This is a genomic window from Pseudaeromonas sharmana (assembly GCF_042649925.1).
GTDB lineage: Bacteria > Pseudomonadota > Gammaproteobacteria > Enterobacterales > Aeromonadaceae > Pseudaeromonas > Pseudaeromonas sharmana.
Genome location: NZ_JBHSAF010000003.1, coordinates 90,275 through 113,401, shown reverse-complemented (window position 1 = coordinate 113,401; position 23,127 = coordinate 90,275). Strand labels below are relative to the sequence as shown.

At 60.5% G+C, this 23,127-nt stretch carries 18 protein-coding genes; 10 read left to right on the top strand and 8 right to left on the bottom strand.

What is annotated here, in order from left to right:
• Window positions 1–65 precede the first annotated feature (65 nt).
• Together ACFOSS_RS05380 and aguA are read right to left on the bottom strand one after the other, a co-directional pair.
• On the bottom strand, window positions 66–1,769 hold the full coding sequence (locus ACFOSS_RS05380; RefSeq protein WP_377151104.1) for an amidase: 1,704 nt from the start codon (window positions 1,767–1,769) through the stop codon (window positions 66–68).
• Between the two features lie 86 nt (window positions 1,770–1,855).
• Window positions 1,856–2,950: an agmatine deiminase gene (aguA, locus tag ACFOSS_RS05375; RefSeq protein ID WP_377151103.1), complete on the bottom strand. Its 1,095-nt coding sequence runs from the start codon at window positions 2,948–2,950 to the stop codon at window positions 1,856–1,858.
• 218 nt (window positions 2,951–3,168) lie between these two features.
• On the opposite strand from aguA, the gene ACFOSS_RS05370 reads away from it, so the two are divergent.
• Complete coding sequence (locus ACFOSS_RS05370) at window positions 3,169–4,086, top strand: LysR family transcriptional regulator (protein ID WP_377151101.1); 918 nt, start codon at window positions 3,169–3,171, stop codon at window positions 4,084–4,086.
• A 28-nt stretch (window positions 4,087–4,114) separates the two neighbouring features.
• Here ACFOSS_RS05370 and ACFOSS_RS05365 read toward each other — a convergent pair whose 3' ends face one another.
• Window positions 4,115–5,335: a DEAD/DEAH box helicase gene (locus ACFOSS_RS05365; RefSeq protein ID WP_377151100.1), complete on the bottom strand. Its 1,221-nt coding sequence runs from the start codon at window positions 5,333–5,335 to the stop codon at window positions 4,115–4,117.
• A 153-nt stretch (window positions 5,336–5,488) separates the two neighbouring features.
• Complete coding sequence (gene ompA, locus ACFOSS_RS05360; protein WP_377151099.1) at window positions 5,489–6,526, bottom strand: porin OmpA; 1,038 nt, start codon at window positions 6,524–6,526, stop codon at window positions 5,489–5,491.
• A gap of 301 nt (window positions 6,527–6,827) precedes the next feature.
• On the opposite strand from ompA, the gene yciA reads away from it, so the two are divergent.
• Together yciA and rnk are read left to right on the top strand one after the other, a co-directional pair.
• Entirely contained in the window at window positions 6,828–7,265 is a 438-nt protein-coding gene (gene yciA / locus ACFOSS_RS05355; protein WP_377151098.1) for an acyl-CoA thioester hydrolase YciA, read from the top strand.
• A gap of 159 nt (window positions 7,266–7,424) precedes the next feature.
• Complete coding sequence (gene rnk / locus ACFOSS_RS05350) at window positions 7,425–7,817, top strand: nucleoside diphosphate kinase regulator (RefSeq protein WP_377151096.1); 393 nt, start codon at window positions 7,425–7,427, stop codon at window positions 7,815–7,817.
• A gap of 39 nt (window positions 7,818–7,856) precedes the next feature.
• On the opposite strand, the gene acs is transcribed toward rnk, so the two are convergent.
• The 3 genes from acs to ACFOSS_RS05335 all read right to left on the bottom strand — a co-directional run bounded on the left by acs (window position 7,857) and on the right by ACFOSS_RS05335 (window position 11,216).
• Complete coding sequence (gene acs, locus ACFOSS_RS05345; RefSeq protein WP_377151095.1) at window positions 7,857–9,740, bottom strand: acetate--CoA ligase; 1,884 nt, start codon at window positions 9,738–9,740, stop codon at window positions 7,857–7,859.
• A 110-nt stretch (window positions 9,741–9,850) separates the two neighbouring features.
• Window positions 9,851–10,741, bottom strand: a complete 891-nt coding sequence (locus ACFOSS_RS05340) for a LysR substrate-binding domain-containing protein (protein WP_377151094.1) — start codon at window positions 10,739–10,741, stop codon at window positions 9,851–9,853.
• A 31-nt stretch (window positions 10,742–10,772) separates the two neighbouring features.
• The gene (locus ACFOSS_RS05335; RefSeq protein ID WP_377151093.1) at window positions 10,773–11,216 is read right to left on the bottom strand and encodes a DUF423 domain-containing protein; all 444 of its coding nucleotides are present in this window, start codon (window positions 11,214–11,216) and stop codon (window positions 10,773–10,775) included.
• 95 nt (window positions 11,217–11,311) lie between these two features.
• Here ACFOSS_RS05335 and rssA point away from each other — a divergent pair, with 95 nt between their 5' ends.
• The 6 genes from rssA to ACFOSS_RS05305 all read left to right on the top strand — a co-directional run bounded on the left by rssA (window position 11,312) and on the right by ACFOSS_RS05305 (window position 21,199).
• Window positions 11,312–12,244: a patatin-like phospholipase RssA gene (rssA, locus tag ACFOSS_RS05330; RefSeq protein WP_377151091.1), complete on the top strand. Its 933-nt coding sequence runs from the start codon at window positions 11,312–11,314 to the stop codon at window positions 12,242–12,244.
• 191 nt (window positions 12,245–12,435) lie between these two features.
• Window positions 12,436–15,498: a beta-galactosidase gene (locus ACFOSS_RS05325; protein WP_377151090.1), complete on the top strand. Its 3,063-nt coding sequence runs from the start codon at window positions 12,436–12,438 to the stop codon at window positions 15,496–15,498.
• Window positions 15,499–15,748: 250 nt separating this feature from the next.
• Window positions 15,749–16,732, top strand: a complete 984-nt coding sequence (mglB, locus tag ACFOSS_RS05320; protein ID WP_377151089.1) for a galactose/glucose ABC transporter substrate-binding protein MglB — start codon at window positions 15,749–15,751, stop codon at window positions 16,730–16,732.
• A 47-nt stretch (window positions 16,733–16,779) separates the two neighbouring features.
• Window positions 16,780–18,300 (top strand): galactose/methyl galactoside ABC transporter ATP-binding protein MglA, encoded by a 1,521-nt coding sequence (gene mglA, locus ACFOSS_RS05315; RefSeq protein ID WP_377151087.1) that lies wholly within the window; start codon window positions 16,780–16,782, stop codon window positions 18,298–18,300.
• Window positions 18,301–18,314: 14 nt separating this feature from the next.
• Window positions 18,315–19,325: a galactose/methyl galactoside ABC transporter permease MglC gene (gene mglC / locus ACFOSS_RS05310; protein WP_377151086.1), complete on the top strand. Its 1,011-nt coding sequence runs from the start codon at window positions 18,315–18,317 to the stop codon at window positions 19,323–19,325.
• A gap of 140 nt (window positions 19,326–19,465) precedes the next feature.
• On the top strand, window positions 19,466–21,199 hold the full coding sequence (locus tag ACFOSS_RS05305; protein ID WP_377151220.1) for a methyl-accepting chemotaxis protein: 1,734 nt from the start codon (window positions 19,466–19,468) through the stop codon (window positions 21,197–21,199).
• Here the strand turns inward: ACFOSS_RS05305 and ACFOSS_RS05300 are convergent.
• The gene (locus ACFOSS_RS05300) at window positions 21,177–21,830 is read right to left on the bottom strand and encodes a TetR family transcriptional regulator (protein ID WP_377151085.1); all 654 of its coding nucleotides are present in this window, start codon (window positions 21,828–21,830) and stop codon (window positions 21,177–21,179) included. The genes ACFOSS_RS05305 and ACFOSS_RS05300 overlap by 23 nt on opposite strands.
• Before the next feature lie 136 nt (window positions 21,831–21,966).
• Between ACFOSS_RS05300 and ACFOSS_RS05295 the strand changes: the two genes are divergently transcribed.
• Window positions 21,967–23,127, top strand: a complete 1,161-nt coding sequence (locus ACFOSS_RS05295) for an efflux RND transporter periplasmic adaptor subunit (RefSeq protein WP_377151084.1) — start codon at window positions 21,967–21,969, stop codon at window positions 23,125–23,127.

The following is a 23,127-nucleotide window of genomic DNA, read 5'->3' as shown; positions in this document are numbered from 1 at the left end:
CCAGGCAGGTGGTTTTTAATATACGAACGCAGGGCACATCCGGCGTCACATACGCCGGATTGACCTCACTTGAGCGGCGGCGTACGCGGCGGCACCAGCCGCTTGCTGCCGGTGGCCTCGAACGCGGCGCCAAAACGCAGCAGGTTGTTGTCGTCATAGGCGCGACCGGCGAAGGTCAGCCCCACCGGCATGCCGATATCGGCCATCACCCCCATGGGGACGGTGACGGTCGGCACACCTAAGTGGCGAATCGCCAGGTTGCCGTTGGCGACCCAGATGCCGTTTCTCCAGGCGATATCGGCGGAGGCCGGATTCACATCGGCATCGGCCGGGGCGACGTCGGCGACTGTGGGGAACAGCACGGCGTCGAGCTTCAGCCCATCCATCCACTCCTCCAGATCCAGCTTGCGGGTCTGCTCCAGACCACGCAGGCCGTCCGGCACCGAGGCGATCTCGTCGAAGCGCTTGAGGCCGCGCTGGGCCATTTTGACGTATTCGTCCATGCCGGCCGCCAGATCACCCTCGCGGTTCGGCAATGTGCCCGGATCGTGGGGGAAAATCTTGGGGCCATCGACATCGGCCAGTTTATTCAGCTTGGGGTCACCGTTGGCGCGCAGGAAGTCGTCGAACGCCCAGCCGGAGAGCTCCCACAGCTCGTCGTGCAGAAACTCGGGGCTGATGATGCCGCGGTTAAATACCGTCGGCGCACCGGGTCTGTCGCCTTCGCAGTTGGAGACCAGCGGGAAGTCCACTTCGATGACCTCGGCGCCGGCGGCTTCCAGCGCCTGACGGGCCTGCTCCCACAGCGCAATCACCGAGGCGCGGGTGTGGATGCGCTGGCCGGTCGGGCCGCCGATGCCGGGGTTGTCGCTGGTGCCGGCCAGTTCATCCTTGTTGATAAACATGCGCGGCACGCCGAGACGCTTGCCCTTGAGGCTGTCGGCGCTGGCTGCCAGCTCGAGATAGGAGGCGGGACGCACCTCGGACGCCTTGGGGATCGGCACCCAGGGCTGCAGACGCCACAGATCGCCACGGGTGTCGGCATCGTCGGCCACCACCACCTCCAGCACTTCCAAGAGATCGGCCATAGTGCGGGCATAGGGCACCACCACGTCCATGGTCGGGGTCAGCGGCCAGTTGCCGCGCACCGAGATGACGCCACGCGACGGCGTGTAGGCGCACAGGCCGTTGTTGGAGGCCGGGCCCCGGCCGCTGGACCAGGTCTCTTCGGCCAGACCAAAGGCGGCGAAGCTAGCGGCAGTGGCGGTACCGGCGCCGTTGGAGGAGCCGGAGGCAAACGGTGCGGTCAGGTAGTCGGCATTATACGGGCTCTCGGCGCGGCCATAGACGCCGCGCTGCATGCCGCCATTGGCCATCGGCGGCATATTGGTCTTGCCCAGGCAGATCGCCCCGGCGGCGCGCAGCCGTTCTATGGTGAAGGCGTCGCGCTGGGCCACCAGATCCTTGAACGCCGGACTGCCGGAAGCGGCGGTCAGCCCCTTGACCAGGTAGCTGTCCTTGGCGGTGTAGGGAATGCCATCCAGCGGGCTCAAGAGCTCACCCCGGGCGCGGCGTTCATCGGAGGCCTGGGCCTCTTTCAGCGCATCGGGGTTGCGCACCACGACGGCATTGAGCTTGGTCGCGGTCTCGGGGCCATCATAGGCGTCGATACGCGCCAGATAGGCCTGAACCAGTTCGACCGCCGTGGTGCGGCCAGATTCGAGCGCGGCACGCAGCTCGGCAATGGAAACTTCGGTCACTTCAATCATGCGGACCTCCTAAAAAACGGTGACGGGGTGGCGCCACCGGCCGCAACCGACCGATAGCGCTGTGATGGCGTGGCCGCCGCGAAAACTCAGTAACCGCTCGGGATCTGCTGGGTGATGCAGTGGATGTTGCCACCGCCGAGCAGGATTTCACGCGCCGGCACGCCGATCACGGTGTGGTCGGGGAAGATCTCTTCCAGCTTGGCCTGGGCCAGACCGTCGGTGGCCGGATCCAGCAGCGGGTAGACGATGCGGTCGTTGCTGATCAGGAAATTCACATAGGAGCCCGCCAGACGGTGGCCGGATTCGCGCGGGACGCCGCTGCCATCCACCACGCCTTGCGCCTCTTCTTCGCTGCAGAACAGCGGGCCCGGTTGCGGGATCAGCCAGACTTTCAGCTTGCGTCCCTTGGCATCGGTGCTGTTCTCCAGCACCTCGAGCGCCGCCTTGGAGCGGGCGTACTGCGGGTCGTTGACATCATCGGTCCAGGTCAGGATCACCTCGCCCGGACGGGCGAAGCAGGCCATGTTGTCGATGTGGCCGTCGGTCTCGTCCAGGTAGACGCCCTCCTCCAGCCAGATCACCTGTTCAATGTTCAGGTAGTCGCGCAGGTGCTGCTCGATCTGCGCCTTGCTCAGATGCGGGTTGCGGTTGGCGTTCAGCAGGCACTCGGCGGTGGTCAGACAGGTGCCTTCGCCATCGACGTGGATCGAGCCACCTTCGAGGATCAGCGGCGCCTTGTAGTGGTCAAAGCCATGCGTCGCCAGCATCTGGCCGGCCACGGCTTCATCCTGTTCCCACGGGAAGTAGAGGCCGCCGTTGTGGCCACCCCAGGCGTTGAAACCCCAGTCGACACCGCGGCAGTGGCCGTGACCGTCGATCACCACGGTCGGGCCGGTATCGCGCGCCCAGCAGTCATCGCTGTTCATCTCAACGAGCGTGACATGGGCTGGCATGATGGCGCGAGCCTGCTCCATAAACTCGCCAGGCACGCCCATAAACACCGGCGTCGCGCCACCGATAGCCTCTGCCACCTGGGCAAACGTGGTCTGGGCAAAACGGCCGGCTTCGCGCCAGTTGTCCGGGCGGAACGGCCAAATCATCCACACCGCCTGTTGCGGCGCCCACTCGGCGGGCATGAAGAAACCATCGGCAGCAGGCAGGGTGCTCAAACGTGTGCTCATTAACAGACTCCTCGCGCTGGCAGGCGGATGGCCAGAACAGCGGCAACGGACGGGCGTGACCCGCCACTGGGTTAGATTGACTGGCTTAGCGCATCCTGAGGCTGACGCCGTCGACGCTCAGCACAGGCGGTTGCGATACTGCGCAGTGTAGAAACTTGCACCATCATCCATCAAATGAATAGTATTTATTGTCCCATGAACAAAATGAATAATCGACGATGAAACTGCACCAGCTCGACCTGAATCTGCTGCTCGCCTTTGACGCCCTGATGACAGCGCGCAACGTCACCCGTGCGGCCGAGTTGCTTTATATTAGCCAACCGGCGATGAGCCATGCACTAAACCGGCTGCGCCAGTTCTTCGATGATCCGCTGCTGGTGCGCACGCCGCAGGGCATGTTGCCGTCGCCGCGCGCCGAGAAACTGCATGCCGGGGTGCGCCAGGCGCTGCAGTTGCTGGAGCAACAGCTGAGCGACGAAGAGGCGTTCGATCCGGCCAGCTCGACGCGGCGCTTTGTCATCAGCACCACCGACTATGTGGAGTGCGTGCTGATCCCGCCGTTGATTGGCCTGCTGCGCCAGCAGGCGCCGGGCATCCAGGTGGAGATCCTGATCCTGCGCGACCAGTTGCCGGAACGCGAGCTGGCCAGCGGCAGCATCGATCTGGTGCTTGGCTTCGATGAATACATGTCGGTGCCGCCGCACCTGAGCCGCGAAACCTGGCTCACCGAGCCGCTGGTCGGCGTGGTGCGTGCCGATCACCCCGCGGTCGGCAACGCGCTGAGCCTTGAGGCGCTGATCACCATGCCGCACGTCTTCCACTCACCGCTCGGCACCCGCGACGCAATCGTCGATCAGTTCCTCGCGGCACAGGGGTTGAGCCGCACCATTTCGGTCAACAGTCAGAGTTATATGTCGGCGGCGGCCATCGTCAGCCGCAGCGATCAGCTGCTGGTGCTGCCGCAGCGCGTGGCGCGGATGCTGGCCAGCGGCTGGCCGCTGCGCATCGTCACGCTGCCGGCGCAGATGCCGGCCTATCACCTGAACTGTGTCTGGCACCCGCTGTATGAGCGCCAGCCGGCGCAATGCTGGTTGCGCGAACAGATGCATGGGCTGGCCAATGAGTTGCGCGACTGACCGGCAGCCAGCGCGGCGCGGAGAAGCCTCAGCCCTTGCGCTGAAACTGCTTGATACTGCGCTTGCTGGCGGTCCGCCGGTTGGCCTGTTTGTCGCGCGGCGGACGCTTGCCACTGCCGCTAGCCGGGGTGTCGGTCAGCGGAAAATTGGCCAAGGTGTCGAGTGGCAATGGCCGGCCCGTTAGCGTGCGGATCGCCGCCAGTGCCTCGCTGTCACCATGACAGACCAGCGACAGCGCCAGCCCGCTCTGCCCCGCCCGCGCGGTGCGACCAATGCGATGCACATAGACGGGTGCATTGGCCGGCAGATCCAGGTTGACCACCACCGGCAGCGCCTCGATGTGGATGCCGCGCGCCAGCAAATCGGTGGCCACCAGCACCCGTAGCCGCCCCTGCTTGAACTCGGCCAGCACCTGCTCGCGCTCGACCTGGACCTTGTCGCCATGCAGCGCCGCGGCAGCGATGCCGGCTTTGGTCAGTTTTTTCACCACCGCATCGACCTGATCGCGCGCACTGATAAACACCAGCAGCTGCGGCCAGGCTTCGGTATTCAGTAGCTGGATCAGCGCAGCCACCTTGCTGCTTTTGTTCACCAGATAGAGTTGTTCGCTAATCTCGCTGACCACGCTGTTCAGCGGCGTGGCCTCCAGTCGCAGCGGGTCGCGCAGCAGCGCCGTCGCCAGCTGCTGTAACGCCGCCGGTAGCGTGGCCGAACAGAGCAGGGTCTGCCGCTCGGCCGGCATCTGCGCCAGCAGGGCCTGGATATCGGGCCAGAAACCCATCTCCAGCAGGCGATCGGCTTCGTCGAGCACCAGATGGCGCACGTCATCCAGCGACACTAGCTGTTGCGCCAGCAGATCGCGCAGCCGTCCCGGTGTGGCCACCAGCAGCTGCGGCCCTTGTGCCAGTTCGGCCTGCTGGCTGGCCGGATCGACGCCGCCGCACAGCATCACCACACTCAGCCCGAGCGCGCTGGCTCCGGCGTGCAAGGCGCCGGCAATCTGCGCCGCCAGCTCGCGGGTGGGCACCAACACCAGTCCCTGAACCTGCGGTTGTGTTGCATCGAGCTGTTGTAACAACGGCAGACCAAAGGCCAGCGTCTTGCCGCTACCGGTCTGGGCCAGCGCCAGCACATCCCGGCCGCCCAGGATGGCCGGGATCGCCAGCTGCTGAATGCGGGTAGGTGTGGTTATGGTGGCAGGCAAGCTGGCCAGCAGGGAGGGCGCAAGCGCCAGTTCACTAAACGTCATGATACGCCAGGCAGAAAAGAGGACGGGGGTGAAGTCTAGCCAGCGCGGGGCATGAAGTAAAAGCCGCAGCCGATTGCTGAGTGATTTCAACGGAGGAGAAATGACAACGCCAGCCCGCAGGCTGGCGTTGTATGGACCGTGAACGCGTCGCGCTTATTCGGTCACTTCCTTGACGCCAGTCACCTGGATGGTGACACGACGATCCGGAGCCAGGCAGCTGATCAGCTTCTTCTTGCCCTTCACGCCGTCACACTGGGTACCAGTGACCGGATCCGCTTCACCACGACCTTGGGTGGAGATCTTGTCAGCCGGGATACCCTTGCCTACCAGATAGTCGGCAACGGTCTTGGCACGCTTCTCGGACAGCGCCTGGTTGTACTGGTCAGAACCGATACGGTCGGTATAACCGATCACCAGCGCAGAACCATCCTTCGGCGTTTCGGCCTTGATCTGGCCATACAGACCATCCAGAGCTTCAACACCAGCCGGCTTCAGCGTGGCCTTGTTGAAGTCGAACAGTACGTCGGAGGAGAGGCTGAACTCCTTGGTCACAGTGACCGGAGCCGGAGCCGGAGCAGGTTCCGGAGCCGGAGCCGGGGCGACAGCCGGAGCCTGTTGGCCGAAGCGGTAGTTGACGCCGACGCTCAGCAAGCCGTTGTCCGGCTCGAAGCCCAGATCTTCTTTATCGCCGATCTTGGACACCCACTGGTACTCGAAACGGGCAGCCCAGTCACGGTTGATCGCATATTCGGTACCGAAGGCCAGCAGCGGCGCAACACCGTCGTCGCTCTCACCCAGCGACTTGGTGTGGTAACCGAAACCACCCACCTTGCCGTAAATATCCGCGGCACCCAGGTTGTAGCTCAGTTTGGCTGCCAGTTGGAGACCTTGAGATTGCAGATCGCCCGCGCCGGCAGAAGAGTCGAAGTCCATCTTGCCGAGATAGTCGTAACCGGCTTCGATACCGAACCAGTTGTTGAACTGATAACCACCGTAAACACCACCACCGACATCATCGTGACGAGTCACGTCGTAGGTGTTCAGGGTGCTGGAAACATCATCTTTGGAGACTTGGAAATTGGACCAGCCCAGTTTGCCACCGGCATACCAGGTATTGTCTTGCGGCGCTGCCTGTGCGCCAGCCACCATAAACAGGCCACTGATGGCCACTGCGATTGCTGTCTTTTTCATCATTGTTTGCCTCGTTGTGGTTCCATTGCATCAAAGCAAGGTATGCCAGTATTTACCCGAACGATCCGGACAAGCTGACTCGCCACAGCATTTTTTCGACGACAAGTCATCCGGTTGCACGTAAAAACGTGACCTGGGTAGTGTAGTACTCAAAGAGTTCCGACGCCAAGCCGAACGATGTTTTTTTAAGCAAACGACCTAAACAGAAGCCTAACAGAACTACAAATTGGTGATTTTCCCAGCTTTCCGCGGCAAATTGCTGAAAGGAAAACCGAGAAAATAGAGTCCAAGGAGTCCTGATATGCCCGTTTCCAGCTCGACACAACCTGCTGCACCCGGTGGCACCCTGCTGCTGAGAACGCTGGCGATGCCAGCCGACACCAACCCCAACGGCGACATCTTTGGTGGCTGGTTGATGGCGCAGATGGATATGGGGGGCGCCATCCTGGCCAAGGAGCTGGCTCAAGGGCGCGTGGTCACCGTCGCCGTCGATGCCATCACGTTTCTCAAACCGGTCGCCGTCGGAGATGTGGTCTGTTGTTATGGCGAATGTGTGCATATCGGCCGCAGTTCACTGAAGGTCCGATTGGAAATCTGGGTGAAGAAAGTCGCCAGCGAACCGATCGGCGAACGCAGCCGGGTCACCGATGCCACCTTCACCTATGTGGCGGTCGATGCCCTCGGCCGGCCGCGCGCGGTGCCCGATCTGGCCCGTCAGCGCATGGCGGCGGGTGAATGACGGCGCGGTCTGCCCGATACGACAGCTCGCCACTCCAGGCTGTCTCCGCGCCGACGGCCCGGTCGCCTAAGCGTGATTGCACGATGGGCGCCATCCTGTTGCATCACCGAAGGGCATTGCGTTACGGTTGAGGTTTTTACCCAACCCAAGGAGAAATCCATGAGCATTCCGCCTCATATTCGCATGTCTGCTACTGACTTGGCTCGCATCGAAACGCTACTGGAAACCCTGACCCCACAGCAGTGTCCCGGGCTGGAGACACTCGAAGCCGAACTGGCACGGGCAGAGATTCTGCCGCTGGCGCAGATGCCTGACAATGTGGTCCGCATGCACTCCCGCGTGCGTTTTCGCCTGTTGCCGGGCGATAGCGAATTTTGCCTGACACTGGTCTATCCCCATGAGGTACAGGGCCAGCAGGAACGCATCTCGATTCTGGCGCCAGTGGGCAGTGCCCTGCTGGGGTTGACTGTCGGCGATCGCATTGACTGGCCAGGGCCCGGCGGCAAGCCGCTGCGAGTCGAACTGATCGACGTCAGCCACGCCGCGCTCTGAGCCGCAACGGGGCGTCGAGAGACGGCGCCCCGTCATGCCCTACTCCTCAAGCGTCGACAGATCGCCTTCGTCCTGCCCCAGCGCCCGGGCGCGCAATACCCGACGCATGATCTTGCCGGAGCGGGTCTTGGGCAGGGTGTCGACAAAGTGCACCGACTCCGGTGCCGCTATGCGTCCCAGCTCTCGGGCCACATGCTCCTTGAGCTCGGCCTCCAGATGCTTGTCCCCGCTAATACCCGTCTTCAGCAGCACATAGGTATGAATACCTGTGCCCTTCATCTCATGGGGCAGCCCGATGGCGGCCGCTTCGGTGACGGCAGGGTGACTGACCAGTGCACTCTCGATTTCGGCCGTCCCCAGGCGGTACCCGGAGACTTTCAGCACCTCGTCCATGCGCCCTATGACCCACAGATAGCCATCCTGATCCCGTTTTGCGCTATCACCGGCCTTGTAATAGCCCTGCGCCTGATAATCCCCCCAGTAGAGTTCGGCATAGCGCTGGGGATCGCGGAAGATGGTGCGCGCCATCCCCGGCCAGGGATTCTTGATCACCAGTTTCCCCTCTTCTCCAACCGGAACCTCGTTGCCGGCATCGTCGACCACCCCCACCTCATTACCGAAGAAGGGTCGGGTCGCCGAACCGGGTTTGAGGGGGGTGATCGGTAGCGGACAGACCATGAAGCCGCCGGTTTCGGTCTGCCACCAGGTATCGATGATAGGGCAGCGGCCGCCGCCAATGACATCGTAGTACCAGCGCCAGGCCTCGGGATTGATCGATTCGCCGACGGAGCCCAGCAGACGCAGGCTGCTCAAATCGTAGCGGCTCGGCCAGCGATCGCCGAAGCGCATCAGGCCGCGGATGGCCGTCGGGGAGGTGTAAAGAATGGTCACGCCGTACTTTTCCACCATCTGCCACCAACGGCTGGGATAGGGGTAATTCGGGGCCCCTTCATACATGATCAGCGTGGCGCCGTTAATCAAGGGACCATAGACCATGTAACTGTGGCCGGTAATCCAGCCCGGATCGGCCGCGCACCACCAGCGGTCCTCCGGTTTGATATCGAACGCCATCCGGTGGGTGGTCGCGGTATAGACGGCATAGCCGCCATGGGTATGCACCAGCCCCTTGGGCTTGCCGGTGGTACCCGAGGTATAGAGGATGAACAGCATATCCTCCGACGACATCACCTCGGTCTCGCAGCGCGGGCTGGCAATCGGCAGGGCTTGCAGATCGTGGTACCAGAAGTCGCGCTCGCTCTCCATCAGCACATCCAGCCCGTTGTTGCGGACCGTGATACAGACTTCGATGCTCGGCGAGCGCTGCATGGCCTCGTTGGCAATGGATTTCAAATCCGTAGGTTTGCCACGCCGGTAGCCGCCATCAGCGGTGATCAACACCCGGCTGTCGGCATCTTCAATCCGCGCCGCCAGCGCCTCGACAGAGAAGCCGCCATACACCACTGAGTGTGCGGCGCCTATCTTGGCGCAGGCCAGCATGGCGAAGGTCAGTTCCGGGATCTGGGGCATGTAAATGGTGACGATGTCACCCCGCCGGACCCCCATGCTTTTGAGCACATTGGCAAACTGGCACACCTCGCGGTTCAGCGCATGGTACGAGAATGAACGCACCTGCCCCTTCTCGCTCTCCCAGATAATCGCCAGCTTGTTGCGCGTGGCCCCGCTCAGGTGCCGATCGATGGCGTTGTGCACTATGTTGATTTCGCCACCGACAAACCACTGGTAAAACGGCTTGTTGCTGTCATCCAGTACCTGCTGCCACGGCTTGTACCAGCCCAGCGTCGCCGCTTGCTCGGCCCAGAACGCCTCGCGATGCGCGATGGAGTAGCGGTACAGTTCGTCATACTCCTGTACCGTAGCCTGCGCGCACACCTCCGCGCTCGGGTAATAGATAGTGTCCGCCATCAGGATCTCCTTGTGCTGTCCAGTTTGCCTGCTTCAGGCCGATGTCTGGTTCAGCTTAGTTCCTGATCCTGGCTCTGCGCCGCCGGGTTTGTGGCGCAATTAACATTTTATTAACCTTGTTCGGCGTGACGCAGCAGGGCCTCGGCCGCGGGATGGGGATTGCGCTGGCCGGGAAGAATCAAAAACACCTCGCTGTGCAGATCGCCACATTCGCCAAGCAACTGCAGCTCATGCCGACGCGCCAGCGGCATCGCCATCTGGGCCGGTGCCGGCATGACACCATCGCCGGCCTCCGCCATGACCTGCATCAGTCCGCTGTCGCGAATTTCGGCTCGCACCCAGGGGGTGATGCCCTGATCGTGCAACCAGCCCAACAACTGGGCATGCAACGGATGCTCGGGATCGGGCAACAACAACGGCAACTCGCCAAGACAAGCCGGGAACGGCAGCTCGCTTTGGGCCAGCAGGCCCGGCGCGGCAAAAAACGCCACCTGAGTACGCAATAACGGATAGCTGCGCGCCTGCACATCGAGGCCGGCGCTGTAGGCCACCTCGGAGAGCACGGCGTCGAGTTCATGCACACTCAACTGCCCCAGCAGCCGGGTGATGGGCCCCTCCTGGCAGCTGAGATGCAGTGTCGGCTGCTGGGCAAACAGCGGCGATAACCACTGCTGAACCAGTCGCTTGGGCAAGGCATCGGTAATGCCGATGCGAAACGCCGGCCAACTCCCCTGGCGCTTGCCATCAAATAACGAGGCCAGCTCTTCACCGATAGCAAACATGCGGCTGGCATAGGCAAAAACCTGGTGTCCCTCGACCGTCAGGACCAGACGCCGCCCCTGCCGCTCAAACAACGGATGGTGCAGCCGTTCTTCCAGTAGTTTGATTTGATCGCTCATCGTCTGCGGCGCCAGGTGCAGACGTTGTGCTGCCGCCCGCAGGCTGCCCAGACGGGCTGTCACCCAGAAGTAGTAGAGATGGTGATAATTCAATCCGCGCATGTTCGACTTTCCCTGCTAATCAAGGTGGCTACTATCCGATATTAGCATCGTTATGGCCTGGATCCGGCTGCGAATTACGCCAGCCGCGACCCGACGCCGTGACGCCATGAACCAACAGGCACACCCAGCCCAGCATCAGCGCCAGGCCACCACAGGGGGTCAACCAGCCCAGCGCCTTGACGCCGGCCAGCGCCAGCAGATAGAGGCTGCCACAAAACAGCCAGAGTCCGGCCACAAAGGCCCAGCCGGCGACACACAAACTCCGGCTGCACGGCGCCCGCTGCGCCAGCACCACCACCAGCCCCAACGCCAGCGCATGCCAGAGTTGATACTGTACCGCCAGCTGGACGATGGCCACCGCCTCCGGCGGCAGACGTGAAGCCATACCGTGGGCAGCCCAGGCGCCCATGGCCACGGCCGTCGCGCCCGCCAGTCCGCACATTCCCATCCACCATGATTGTTGTCGAATCCGCATGCTTGCTCCTTGGTCTCAACTGCGACATACCGTCATACCTCTGCCATCCGGCTGCTGCTATGATGCCAGCACTGAGAACGGAATCCGAGGTCAGGATGGACAGGAAACCCTTACGAATCGGTATTGCACTGGGCAGTGGCGCAGCCCGCGGTTGGGCGCACATCGGCGTGTTACGCGGTCTCGCCAAACTCGGGATCGCCCCGGATCTGGTGGCCGGTTGCAGCATCGGTGCCCTGGTCGGTGCAGCCTATGCCGCCGGTGAGTTGTCCGCACTGGAGGAGTGGGTGCGCGGTTTCACCCGCCTTCAGGTGATGACGCTGCTCGACCCGGCGTTTTCCGGTGGCCTGCTGCGCGGTGACAAGGTGTTTGGCGTCGCCGAGGAGCGGGTTGGCGAATTGACGTTCTCGGAGCTGAAGAAGCCGTTTGCCTGTGTCGCCACCGAGCTGGAAAGCGGCCGCGAGCGCTGGCTGCAACAGGGCGGCGTCATGGCGTCGGTTCGCGCCTCCTGTTCGATTCCCGGCATGTTCGTACCGGTCCAGGTCGATGGTCAGTGGTTAATCGATGGTGCCGTCGTCAACCCGGTGCCGATTTCGCTGTGTCGCGCCATGGGCGCCGATCTGGTGATTGCGGTCAATCTGAACTCCGACTCGCGTCATGCCTGGGCCAGCCGGGATGATGAGGTCACGCCAAAGAACCCGTTGCTGCAATGGCTGGCCAAGCGCAACGGCCACGGTGCTCCCGGCATGCTGGGTGTGATGAACGGCGCCATCAGCATCATGCAGGAGCGCATCACCCGGGCGCGGATGGCGGGGGATCCACCGGATATCATCCTCAATCCCCAGGTTGGCCATCTCGCCATCATGGATTTTCATCGCGCCAACGAGGCCATCGCCGAAGGGGAAGTCTGTGTCGAGCGCATGCGACCCCTGATTGAAGCCGAGTTACGTCGTGCCGGCGTACCGCTCGTGGCCGCGGAGCCAGCGGAGAACAAGCCGGTCGCCGTGCCAGGGCAGGATGTAAACGCATAACTGCAAACTGGGCACCATCTGGTATCAGGCGCATTAAACTCGCCTTTTATGCCATTTCACAGCGAAAAGCCGGATAAAAAGCACGGATTATGTTGTGGTAACGATTTCACGATCGTGTGAGAAGGATCGCCTTTGCTGTACAAGGAGTGAACTAGACTTGGCTGCACCCCCGGTATCAAGGATGCATCCCCATGTCTTTGGCAGAAATTCTCGCCCGTCAGGATTGGCAAACCCCGGCGATCACCCATGTGCATCGCTTACCGTCCCACACGCCGCTCTCCAGCTGGCGAGATCTGGCATCGGCGCGCTGCGATCTGCGCTCCACCAGCCGGGTGAGCCTGAACGGGATGTGGCAATTCAACTGGTTTGCCGCCCCGGAACAGGTTCCAGCCGACTGGATAGAGCAGGACTTACCCGACGCCGTCGCCCTCACAGTCCCTGGTAATTGGCAGTGCCAGGGCTTTGATACACCGATTTACACCAACATCAAATACCCGTTTCCCTGCCAACCGCCACGCGTCCCGGAACAGAACCCCACCGGCTGCTACAGCCGCGAATTTGAGCTACCGCAGGAATGGCTCAGTGAAGGCCAGGTGCGAGTCATCTTCGATGGCGCCAACAGTGCGCTGCACCTGTGGTGTAACGGCCACTGGGTCGGATATTCGCAGGACAGCCGCCTGCCGGCAGAATTCGATCTCACCCCCTATCTGCATGCGGGGCGCAACCGCATTGCCGCCATGGTGTTGCGCTGGTCGGATGGCAGTTACCTCGAAGATCAGGATATGTGGCGTCTCAGCGGGCTCTTTCGTGACGTCACCCTGCTGCACAAGCCGGCACTCCATATTGCCGATCTGCAGGTGACCCCGGATCTTGATGCTTGCTACCGCGATGGCCGACTGGCCGTACGCATCGTGCTAAACCATGTGGCATCCAGCCCGAGTGTCAGGCTGACCCTGTATCGGGGCAGCGACAAAATCTGCCGTGAACAGCTCAGCCCGGGAACCGGGCCCATCGACGAACGTGGGGCCTACGCGGATCACATTCATCATACCCTGCAGGTCTCAAGCCCCCATCAGTGGAGTGCCGAACAGCCCGAGCTGTATCGGCTGACGGTCGAATTGCTGGCGGCCGATGGCCAGCTGATCGAAGTGGAAGCCTGCGACGTCGGTTTTCGCAAAATAGAGATCCGTGACGGCCTCTTGCGTCTGAATGGCCAGCCGCTTCGCATCCGCGGCGTCAACCGCCATGAGTTTGATCCGGATCTTGGCCAGGTCATGACCGCCGAGCGGATGGAGCAAGATATCCGGCTGCTGAAACAGCATAACTTCAACGCCGTACGCGCCTCCCACTACCCGAACCACCCGCTGTTTTACACCCTGTGTGATCGCTACGGACTATACGTGGTCGACGAGGCCAATCTCGAGACCCATGGCATGATCCCCATGAACCGGCTGACGGATGACCCGCAGTGGCTGGCCGCCTGTTGCGAGCGGGCCAGCCGCATGGTACAGCGCGATCGCAATCACCCCTGCATCCTGATCTGGTCGCTGGGTAATGAATCCGGCTATGGCGCCGCGCACGATGCCATGTACCAGTGGATCAAGCGGGCGGATCCTAGCCGGCCGATACAATACGAGGGCGGTGGCGCCAATACCCCGGCGACAGACATACTGTGCCCTATGTACGCGCGGGTCGACGAGGATCAGCCGTTCCCGGCGGTGCCGAAATGGTCATTGAAGAAGTGGATTGGTCTACCGGGCGAGACACGCCCGTTAATCCTGTGCGAATACGCGCATGCGATGGGAAACAGCTTCGGCGGGTTTCATCTCTACTGGCAGGCCTTCCATGCATACCCGCGGCTGCAGGGCGGTTTTGTCTGGGACTGGGTGGATCAGGGGCTGAGCCACCAAGACGCTCAGGGGCAAGCCTACTGGGCCTATGGCGGTGACTTTGGTGACCAGCCCAATGATCGGCAGTTTTGTCTGAATGGGCTGGTGTTTCCGGATCGGACTCCTCACCCTGCGCTGTATGAAGCCGCCCGCGCGCAACAGTTTTTCCTGTTTCGTCTCCTCAACCAGCAGCCGTTGCAACTCGAGGTGCGCAGTGACTACCTGTTCCGCGTCAGTGACAACGAGCGGTTGCACTGGCAGATCTGTGCCGATGGCGATGTCCTGGCCAGCGGTTCGCAAGCGCTGACCCTGGCGCCCCAGCACGCGACATCACTGACGCTGTCAGCCACGCTGCCACCGCTGCCGGCCGGACAACAGGTCTGGCTCGACGTCTGGGTGGAGCAGACCGCTGCCACGGCCTGGTCGGCGGCAGGACACCTCTGTGCGCGCCAGCAATGGCCGCTCACCGTTCCCCTGGCATTGCCAATACCCGCCGTCGGGGCTGTCGACGCGCTGCGCGCTGTTGCCGATGGCTGGGAGCTGGGAGACGATCTCGCGTGCTGGCACTTCGAACGGCAACACGGCGATCTGGTGCAATGGTTTCATCGGGGCACACCCCAATTGCTGGCACCGCTACAGGATCATTTCTATCGTGCCCCGCTGGACAACGATATCGGCACCAGCGAAGCCGATCACCTCGACCCGCAGTCATGGATTGCCCGCTGGGCGGCGGTGGGGCTGGGGCGCTGGCAGCGGCGCTGCCTGAGTGTGCAGCCGACCCAGAGCGGCCCGGTGCCGGGGATCCTGGTCGAACATGCTTTCTACCATCATGAGCAGCTTTGCCTGATCCGGCGTAAACACTTCCAGCTGACGGCCCCCGGACAGCTGACCGTTGACATAGAAGATCAGATTGCCGCACAGATGCCCTCTCTGCCGCGCCTCGGCGTGCTGTTGCAACTGCAACAGATCCCTGAACAGGTCAGCTGGCTGGGCCGCGGCCCTCATGAAAACTACCCGGATCGAAAGCTCTCGGCCGATTTCGGGCTGTGGACGCAACCGCTGGCCAGTCTGCACACCCCGTATCTGTTCCCGTGCGAGAACGGGCTACGCTGTGATGTCAGCCAGCTGCAGTTTGCCGACATCACCCTCCGCGGCCAGTTCCATTTCAGCCTGAGCCGCTTCAGTCCTGCCACCCTCGCCAAGACGTCTCACCAGCACAGCTTGCTGTCGGACGATGGCGTCCATCTCTGTCTCGACGGATTCCATATGGGTGTTGGCGGCGATGACTCATGGAGCCCCAGCGTCCGAAGCGAATACCTGATTGCGCCCGGGCGCTACCACCACCGCTGGCACTGGGAGGGGTAAACCAATCTGTGAACCCCGACACGGTTCCAAAAGAAAACCAATCGTGAGCCAAAGCAGATCATTCTTGCCAACTCATTGTTTTAACTATATTTGCACTTCTTTGTAACACTTTGTAATCGTTTTCATATTGTTGTTTCGATCACAGACCAAAATGTAACAACTTGGCTACATTGAAATGAGCGCACACAACCACGTCGTATGCCAACGGTGCGCAACCTAACTCAACAACATAGGAAGCCGGAGAAGGATAATGAAGAAACTGACTACAGTTGCCGCCATCATGGCAGGTTTGTCCATGAGTGCCCTGGCCCAGGCCGAAACCACGCTGGGTTTCACCGTGTATAAGTACGACGATAATTTCATGTCGGTGGTCCGCAAGAGCATCGAGCAGGAGGCGGAAAAGGCACCGGATGTCAAACTGCTGATGAACGACTCGCAGAACGACCAATCCAAGCAAAACGATCAGATCGACGTCATGCTGGCCAAGGGTGTCAAGGCACTGGCCATCAATCTGGTCGACCCGGCTGCGGCTTCCGTTGTGATCGACAAGGTAAGAGGGGATGGCATTCCGATCGTGTTCTACAACAAGGAACCGAGCGCCGCCGACCTGGCCAGCTATGACAAGGCCTACTATGTTGGCACCGACTCCAAAGAGTCAGGCATCATCCAGGGTGAGCTGATTACCAAACAGTGGAAGGCTCATCCGGAGTGGGATCTGAACAAGGATGGTGCCATCCAGTTCGTGCTGCTGAAGGGCGAACCCGGTCATCCGGACGCCGAAGCCCGTACCACTTATGTCATCAAGACCCTGAACGAAAAGGGCATCAAGACCGAGCAGCTGCATCTGGACACCGCCATGTGGGATACCGCCATGGCCAAGGACAAGATGGACGCCTGGATCTCCGGCCCGAACGCCGCCAAGATCGAAGTGGTCATCGCCAATAATGACGCCATGGCCATGGGTGCCATCGAGTCGCTGAAGGCACAAGCCAAGAAGACCCCGGTGTTTGGGGTGGATGCACTGAGTGAAGCCCTGGCTCTCGTCGAGAAGGGAGAGCTGGCCGGGACCGTGCTGAATGACGCGAAGAACCAGGCCAAAGCCACCTTCGATCTGACCAAGAACCTCGCCGAAGGCAAGGCAGCCGGTGAAGGCACCAGCTGGAATATCGTCAACAAGGTTGTACGGGTTCCTTATGTCGGTGTCGACAAGGACAACCTGGCTCAATTCAAGTAATCAGGAAGCTGGCAGGGAGTCCGCTCCCTGCCCTTCCCCAACTGGCGATGGCCGCTATGACAACTGAGCAACAATCCGAATGGCTGTTGGAGATGATTGACGTCAGCAAGAGTTTCCCTGGCGTCAAGGCGCTCGATAACGTCAACCTGCGTGTTCGCCCGCACTCGGTGCACGCCCTGATGGGCGAAAATGGCGCAGGTAAATCCACCCTGCTGAAGTGCCTGTTCGGCATCTATGAAAAAGATGAAGGCAAGATTTTCCTGCTCGGTCAGGAGGTCAATTTCACCTCTTCCAAGGAAGCGCTGGAAAATGGCGTCTCCATGGTCCACCAGGAATTGAACCTGGTGCTGCAACGCACCGTGATGGATAACATGTGGCTGGGTCGTTACCCGACCCGCGGCTTGTTTGTCGATCACAGCAAGATGTTTACCGATACCAAACACATCTTCGACGAGCTCGACATCGATATCGACCCGCGCGAGAAGGTCGCCAACCTGACCGTCTCCCAGATGCAGATGATCGAGATCGCCAAGGCGTTTTCGTATGACGCCAAGGTCGTCATCATGGATGAGCCCACCTCCTCACTCACCGAGAAGGAGGTCAACCACCTGTTCAAGATCATCAACAAGCTCAAGAAGAAGGGCTGTGGCATCGTCTACATCTCCCACAAGATGGAAGAAATTTTCCAGCTCTGCGACGAGATCACCATACTGCGGGATGGTCAGTGGATCACCACACAACCGCTGCAGGGGCTCACGATGGACCAGATCATCGGCATGATGGTCGGTCGCGAGCTGACCCAGCGTTTCCCGGAGAAAACCAACCAGCCCAAAGAAGTCATCCTGGAGGTGGAACATCTTACCGCCCTGAACCAGCCTTCGATTCAGGACATCAGCTTCTCACTGCGCAAGGGAGAAATCCTCGGGATCGCCGGTCTGGTGGGCGCCAAGCGGACCGACATTGTCGAAACACTGTTCGGCGTACGCGAACGCAGCCAGGGCAGTATCCGCCTGCACGGCAAGGAGGTGCAGAATCGCGATGCCCATGAGGCCATTCACAACGGCTTTGCCCTCGTCACCGAAGAGCGCCGCTCTACCGGCATCTATGCCCAGCTGGATATCAGCTTCAACTCGCTGATCGCCAACATGGACAAATACAAGAACGGCATGGGCCTGCTCAGTAACACCAGGATGAAAAGTGATACCCAGTGGGTGATCGATTCGATGCGCGTCAAGACGCCCAGTCAACGTACCAATATCGGCTCCCTGTCGGGCGGCAACCAGCAGAAGGTGATCATCGGCCGCTGGCTGCTGACACAGCCGGAAGTGCTGATGCTTGATGAACCGACGCGCGGCATTGACGTCGGTGCCAAATTCGAGATCTACCAACTGATTCTGGAACTGGCGAAGAAGGACAAGGGGATCGTCATCATTTCGTCCGAAATGCCCGAATTACTTGGCATCACCGACCGGATTCTGGTCATGAGCAACGGCCGTCTGGCCGGTATCGTCAATACCAAAGAAACAGACCAGAACGAAATCCTCCGTCTGGCATCTCGTTATCTCTGACAGGAAGGGAATGTATGGAGTGGGCTAAAAATTTCAATCTGATGCGCACCCTCAAGGAGAGCGGCATCTACGCGGTCTTGCTGATTCTGCTGTTGATCATCGTCATCAAGGAACCCTCGTTCCTGAGTCTGACCAACTTCAGTAACATCCTGACCCAATCCTCGGTGCGCATCATCATAGCGCTGGGTGTCGCCGGGCTGATCATCACCCAAGGCACCGACTTGTCTGCCGGGCGGCAGGTTGGCCTGGCTGCCCTGATCGCCGCCACCTTGCTGCAATCGCTGACTAACGCCAACAAGGTGTTTCCCGAACTCGGAGAGGTACCGATTCCGGTCGTCATCATGATTGTCTGCTTTATTGGCGGGCTGATCGGATTAATCAACGGCCTGATCGTCGCCTACCTGAACGTGACGCCCTTTATCACCACGCTCGGCACCATGATCATCGTCTACGGGATTAACTCCCTCTATTTCGACTATGTCGGTGCATCACCCGTGGCCGGTTTCGATCCCCGCTATTCGAGTTTTGCGCAGGGATTCGTCCGCATCGGCGGATTTAAACTCTCCTATCTGACGTTCTATGCCGCCATCGCCATCGTCTTTGTCTGGATCTTGTGGAACAAGACCCGCTTTGGCAAAAACATCTTCGCCATCGGTGGCAATCCCGAGGCCGCCAAGGTGTCGGGTGTCAATGTGGCCGTCAATCTGGTGATGATCTATGCCCTTGCCGGTGTGTTCTACGCCTTTGGCGGCATGCTGGAGGCCGGTCGCATCGGCAGTGCCACCAACAACCTCGGTTTCATGTATGAACTCGATGCCATCGCCGCGTGTGTGGTGGGCGGTGTCTCGTTTGCGGGTGGGGTCGGCACCGTGGCCGGAGTTGTCACCGGGGTCATCATCTTCACGCTGATCAACTACGGTCTGACCTACATTGGTGTCAGTCCGTATTGGCAGTTCATTATCAAAGGCAGCATCATCATTCTGGCGGTAGCGCTGGACTCATTGAAATACGCGAAGAAGAAGTAACCGCCATCAGGCGCCGGGTGACCGGCGCCTGTCGCGGAGGGGCTCCCCCACTCAGCGCTGTTTTCCGCACGTTGTGCACACAGTGACTATAACTAGACAAGATGCCCGTTGCCCGCCACAGGAATAGCATGATGAAGACCATTCCTTTTAAAACCAAAATCTATGCGCTGTTTTGCTGCGTCATCGTCATCACAGTGCTGACCTCCTATCTGAGCGTCAACCATGTTGTCAGTGGCTACATCCAGTCGTCTCAGGAAGAGGCCATCAACCAGCAGATCGCATTCGTACAGCAAAAACTCGGCGACGACATACAACAGAAGATTTTGCTGGCATCGAACCTGAATTTTGGTGTCACCAACGTCAAGAAAATGCTGGCAGAAACCGGCTTTCATAACATCGTCAAAGTCATTGGCGACATGGCTTTTGACGCCAACGGTGTCATCGAGGATACCAACCGCGTCAACCAGTTGCGCAGTCTGATCGCCCCGGCCGGCAAGGCGGTGCAAGTCAGCCCGATTCTATTTGAAGATAACAAGCCCCTGTTGCGCATCCTGGTGCCCCGCGGTGCCGATTCAGCCTATTTCTTCTATCTGGATCTGACGCCCGTTGCGGCCATGCTGCAAAAAGCCAGTGCAGGTAGCAGCCATTATGCCTTGCAGGACAGTCAGGGAACGGTTCTGTATGGTGCCAAGCCACGACCCGACTGGCAGCCGCTTCCTCATGCGCTGGATATCAAAGGCCAAACATGGCAACTGACCGGTTATGTCGACCGCGATTACATCCAGGGCATTACCAATGGTCTGAACCGGACCATCACCCTGGCACTGACGGTGGCAGGTGTCCTCATCATAGCGTTGTCGATCATTGCCATCCGGGTCGCTTATCGCCCCATTCTGTCACTGCGCAACCTGGTCAGCGAACTGTCACAGGGCAACGGCGATCTGACGCGTCGCCTCAAGGTGACCAGCGAGGATGATCTGGGGATGATCTCCTCCGGCATCAATCAGTTCATCAGTCGCCTGCAAAGCATGCTGCTTGAAGTGCAGCAGGCGACAGAACGGCTGAATGACGGCATCCGTCAACTTGGTGAGCAAACCGATGAGAGCAAGCTGTTGCTGGATCATCATGTGCAGGAGACCGACCAGGCCGTCACCGCCATCACCGAGATGAGCAGCACCGCCAGCTCGGTCGCGGAAAATGCCGCTACCGCGGCACGCCTGACACAGGAGACCAGCACCCAGGCTCAGGACTCACGCCAGGTGGTCGATACGGCCATCAACAGCGTCTCCGCCCTGGTCGACGAGGTAGAGTCAACGTCCCACTCGATTCAGGCGATGCAAGGACATGCCGAACAAATCAGCTCAGTGCTGGGGGTCATCGGCGGCATTGCCGAACAGACCAACTTGCTGGCATTGAATGCCGCGATCGAAGCAGCCCGCGCCGGTGAACAGGGCCGCGGATTTGCCGTTGTGGCCGATGAGGTACGGGCGCTGGCCGCACGCACCCAAACCAGCACCATGGAGATCAAGGAGATGCTGGGACGGTTACAACAGGGAACCCAAACCGTGGTGCAGGCGATGAACAGCACCAAGGCCAGTTGTCAGCGGACAGCGGCAAACAGTGCCCAGGTCACCCACTCGCTGGATGAAATGGCGACCCATATCGTCGATATCAACGATCTGAGCTGTCTGATGGCCACGGCCGCAGAGGAGCAACGCGCCGTGACAGAAGAAATTACCCGCAACATGAATGCCATCAAGGAAGTCATTCATCAATTGCAGGCCACCGGGGACGCCACCGTGGCCAGCACCGGCGATATCGCAAACAGCTACCGCCAGCTCAGCGACATCGTCAATCGCTTCCGTCTGCAATAGCTGGACGCCAGCAGGCACCATGTTGCAACGCCAGCAGCAGGCCATCGACCAGCTCGACGGCCTGCTCTGGCAACCTGAGGTCTTCATGCCGGCTTAACCAGTTGAGGATGAACCCGTCCAGCGTGCACTGCAGGAATACGGCGGCACGCCGAGTGTCCAGCCGCGCAGGCAATTGCTGCTTATCAATGGCATGACGCAATGCGTCATGCAAACGCTCAAGGTAAAAACGCAGCTCCAGACTCAGCATGTTGCGCAACTCGGTATCCTCGACGTCACGCAATAGCAGCGAGTGCAGAATACGGAACATCTGCTGATGTCGGGGGTTCTCAGCCACCAGCGTCAACATCTCGATCAGCAACAGGCGAAGTTTACCGAGCGGATCCGGTTCGGAGGCCTCCGACGACGCGACGATCAACTGCATCATGGGGCCGCAGAACTCCTGCCACAGGGCGCTGAACAACTCCTCCTTGTTGCAAAAATGCCAATAGATGGCACCCCGTGTCACATCGCTCTGACGCGCGATGTCGACAAGACTGGTACGACTCACGCCGTGCTGACTAAACAGACACAAGGCCGCATCCATAATCTGCCGCCGTGTCGCCTGTGCCTCTTCCTTTGTGCGTCGAACCATAGCTTTTCTCGTTAATCTGCGTTAAGCGTCTTACATACATACACGAATGTATGTATATTGCCATAGCGTGGCACTCCTGCCAATTATTCTTCGGCTGCCTATGCAGCCATGCTCTCCAGCCAGAGGCTTTTCAACCATGCAAAGACATACACTTTCCCGTTCTCTGACGCTGGCCCTGATGGCCGGCACACTGCTCGCAGGTTGCAACGAAGCGGCGGCGCCGGCACCGGGTGCCATGCCACCCACCGCGGTCGATGTCGTCACCCTGCAGCAGGCACCGCTGACCCTGACCACTGAGCTGACCGGCCGGACTGCGGCTTTGCGTCTGGCCGAAGTGCGCCCTCAGGTCAGCGGCATCATTCTCAAGCGCTATTTCACCGAAGGCAGTGATGTCCGCGCCGGACAGGTGCTCTACCAAATCGATCCCGCTACCTACGAGGCCGCCGTCGCCAGCGCCGAAGCGACACTGGCCAAAGCGGAAGCGACCGAACAGAGTGCACGCCTGAAGGCGCAGCGCTATGCGGCGCTGGCCAAGGTCAAGGCTATCAGCACCCAGGATAACGATGATGCCCAGGCCAGCTGGCGTCAGGCCGTCGCCGACATCGCGGCCGCCAAGGCGGCCCTGAAGAGCTCGAAAATCAATCTCGGCTATACCCGTATCACAGCGCCGATTTCCGGCCGCATCGGCAAATCCGCCGTCACCGAAGGCGCGCTGGTGACCGCCCAGCAAGCCACCAGCCTGACCAGCATCCAGCAACTCGACCCCATGTATGTCGATGTCACTCAATCTTCGACCGATCTGTTGCGCCTGCGCCAGCTGTATGCCGCCGGCAAGCTGACCAGCACCAAGGACGGCGCCGTGGTGCACTTCCGCCTGGAGGATGGCAGCCAACTGCCACAAAGTGGGCGTTTGCAATTCTCCGATGTCACGGTAGATGAATCTACCGGCATGGTGACGGTGCGCGCTCAGGTTCCGAATCCGGACAAGCTGCTGCTGCCGGGCATGTTTATCCGTGCCGAGTTGCAGCAAGGTGAGCGCCCGCAAGGATTGCTGGTACCACAAGCCGCCGTTGCCCGTACCGCGCGCGGTGGCGCCAGCGTGATGCTCGTCGGCGGCGATAACAAGGTCGAACAACGTGATATTGAGGTCAGCCAGGCGCTGAACGGCAACTGGGTTGTCGAATCTGGCCTCAAGGCGGGTGAACGCGTCATCGTCGCCGGCCTGCAAAAGGTCAAGGCGGGTGCCGCCGTGAACCCCAAGGATGTCACCCCGGTCACCCCGGCTAACAAGCAGTAG

Coding starts and splice junctions, on each gene's coding strand:
- ACFOSS_RS05380 (WP_377151104.1), bottom strand. CDS start 1,769: ATGATTGAAGTGACCGAAGTTTCCATTGCCGAGCTGCGTGCCGCGCTC.
- aguA (WP_377151103.1), bottom strand. CDS start 2,950: ATGAGCACACGTTTGAGCACCCTGCCTGCTGCCGATGGTTTCTTCATG.
- ACFOSS_RS05370 (WP_377151101.1), top strand. CDS start 3,169: ATGAAACTGCACCAGCTCGACCTGAATCTGCTGCTCGCCTTTGACGCC.
- ACFOSS_RS05365 (WP_377151100.1), bottom strand. CDS start 5,335: ATGACGTTTAGTGAACTGGCGCTTGCGCCCTCCCTGCTGGCCAGCTTG.
- ompA (WP_377151099.1), bottom strand. CDS start 6,526: ATGAAAAAGACAGCAATCGCAGTGGCCATCAGTGGCCTGTTTATGGTG.
- yciA (WP_377151098.1), top strand. CDS start 6,828: ATGCCCGTTTCCAGCTCGACACAACCTGCTGCACCCGGTGGCACCCTG.
- rnk (WP_377151096.1), top strand. CDS start 7,425: ATGAGCATTCCGCCTCATATTCGCATGTCTGCTACTGACTTGGCTCGC.
- acs (WP_377151095.1), bottom strand. CDS start 9,740: ATGGCGGACACTATCTATTACCCGAGCGCGGAGGTGTGCGCGCAGGCT.
- ACFOSS_RS05340 (WP_377151094.1), bottom strand. CDS start 10,741: ATGCGCGGATTGAATTATCACCATCTCTACTACTTCTGGGTGACAGCC.
- ACFOSS_RS05335 (WP_377151093.1), bottom strand. CDS start 11,216: ATGCGGATTCGACAACAATCATGGTGGATGGGAATGTGCGGACTGGCG.
- rssA (WP_377151091.1), top strand. CDS start 11,312: ATGGACAGGAAACCCTTACGAATCGGTATTGCACTGGGCAGTGGCGCA.
- ACFOSS_RS05325 (WP_377151090.1), top strand. CDS start 12,436: ATGTCTTTGGCAGAAATTCTCGCCCGTCAGGATTGGCAAACCCCGGCG.
- mglB (WP_377151089.1), top strand. CDS start 15,749: ATGAAGAAACTGACTACAGTTGCCGCCATCATGGCAGGTTTGTCCATG.
- mglA (WP_377151087.1), top strand. CDS start 16,780: ATGGCCGCTATGACAACTGAGCAACAATCCGAATGGCTGTTGGAGATG.
- mglC (WP_377151086.1), top strand. CDS start 18,315: ATGGAGTGGGCTAAAAATTTCAATCTGATGCGCACCCTCAAGGAGAGC.
- ACFOSS_RS05300 (WP_377151085.1), bottom strand. CDS start 21,830: ATGGTTCGACGCACAAAGGAAGAGGCACAGGCGACACGGCGGCAGATT.
- ACFOSS_RS05295 (WP_377151084.1), top strand. CDS start 21,967: ATGCAAAGACATACACTTTCCCGTTCTCTGACGCTGGCCCTGATGGCC.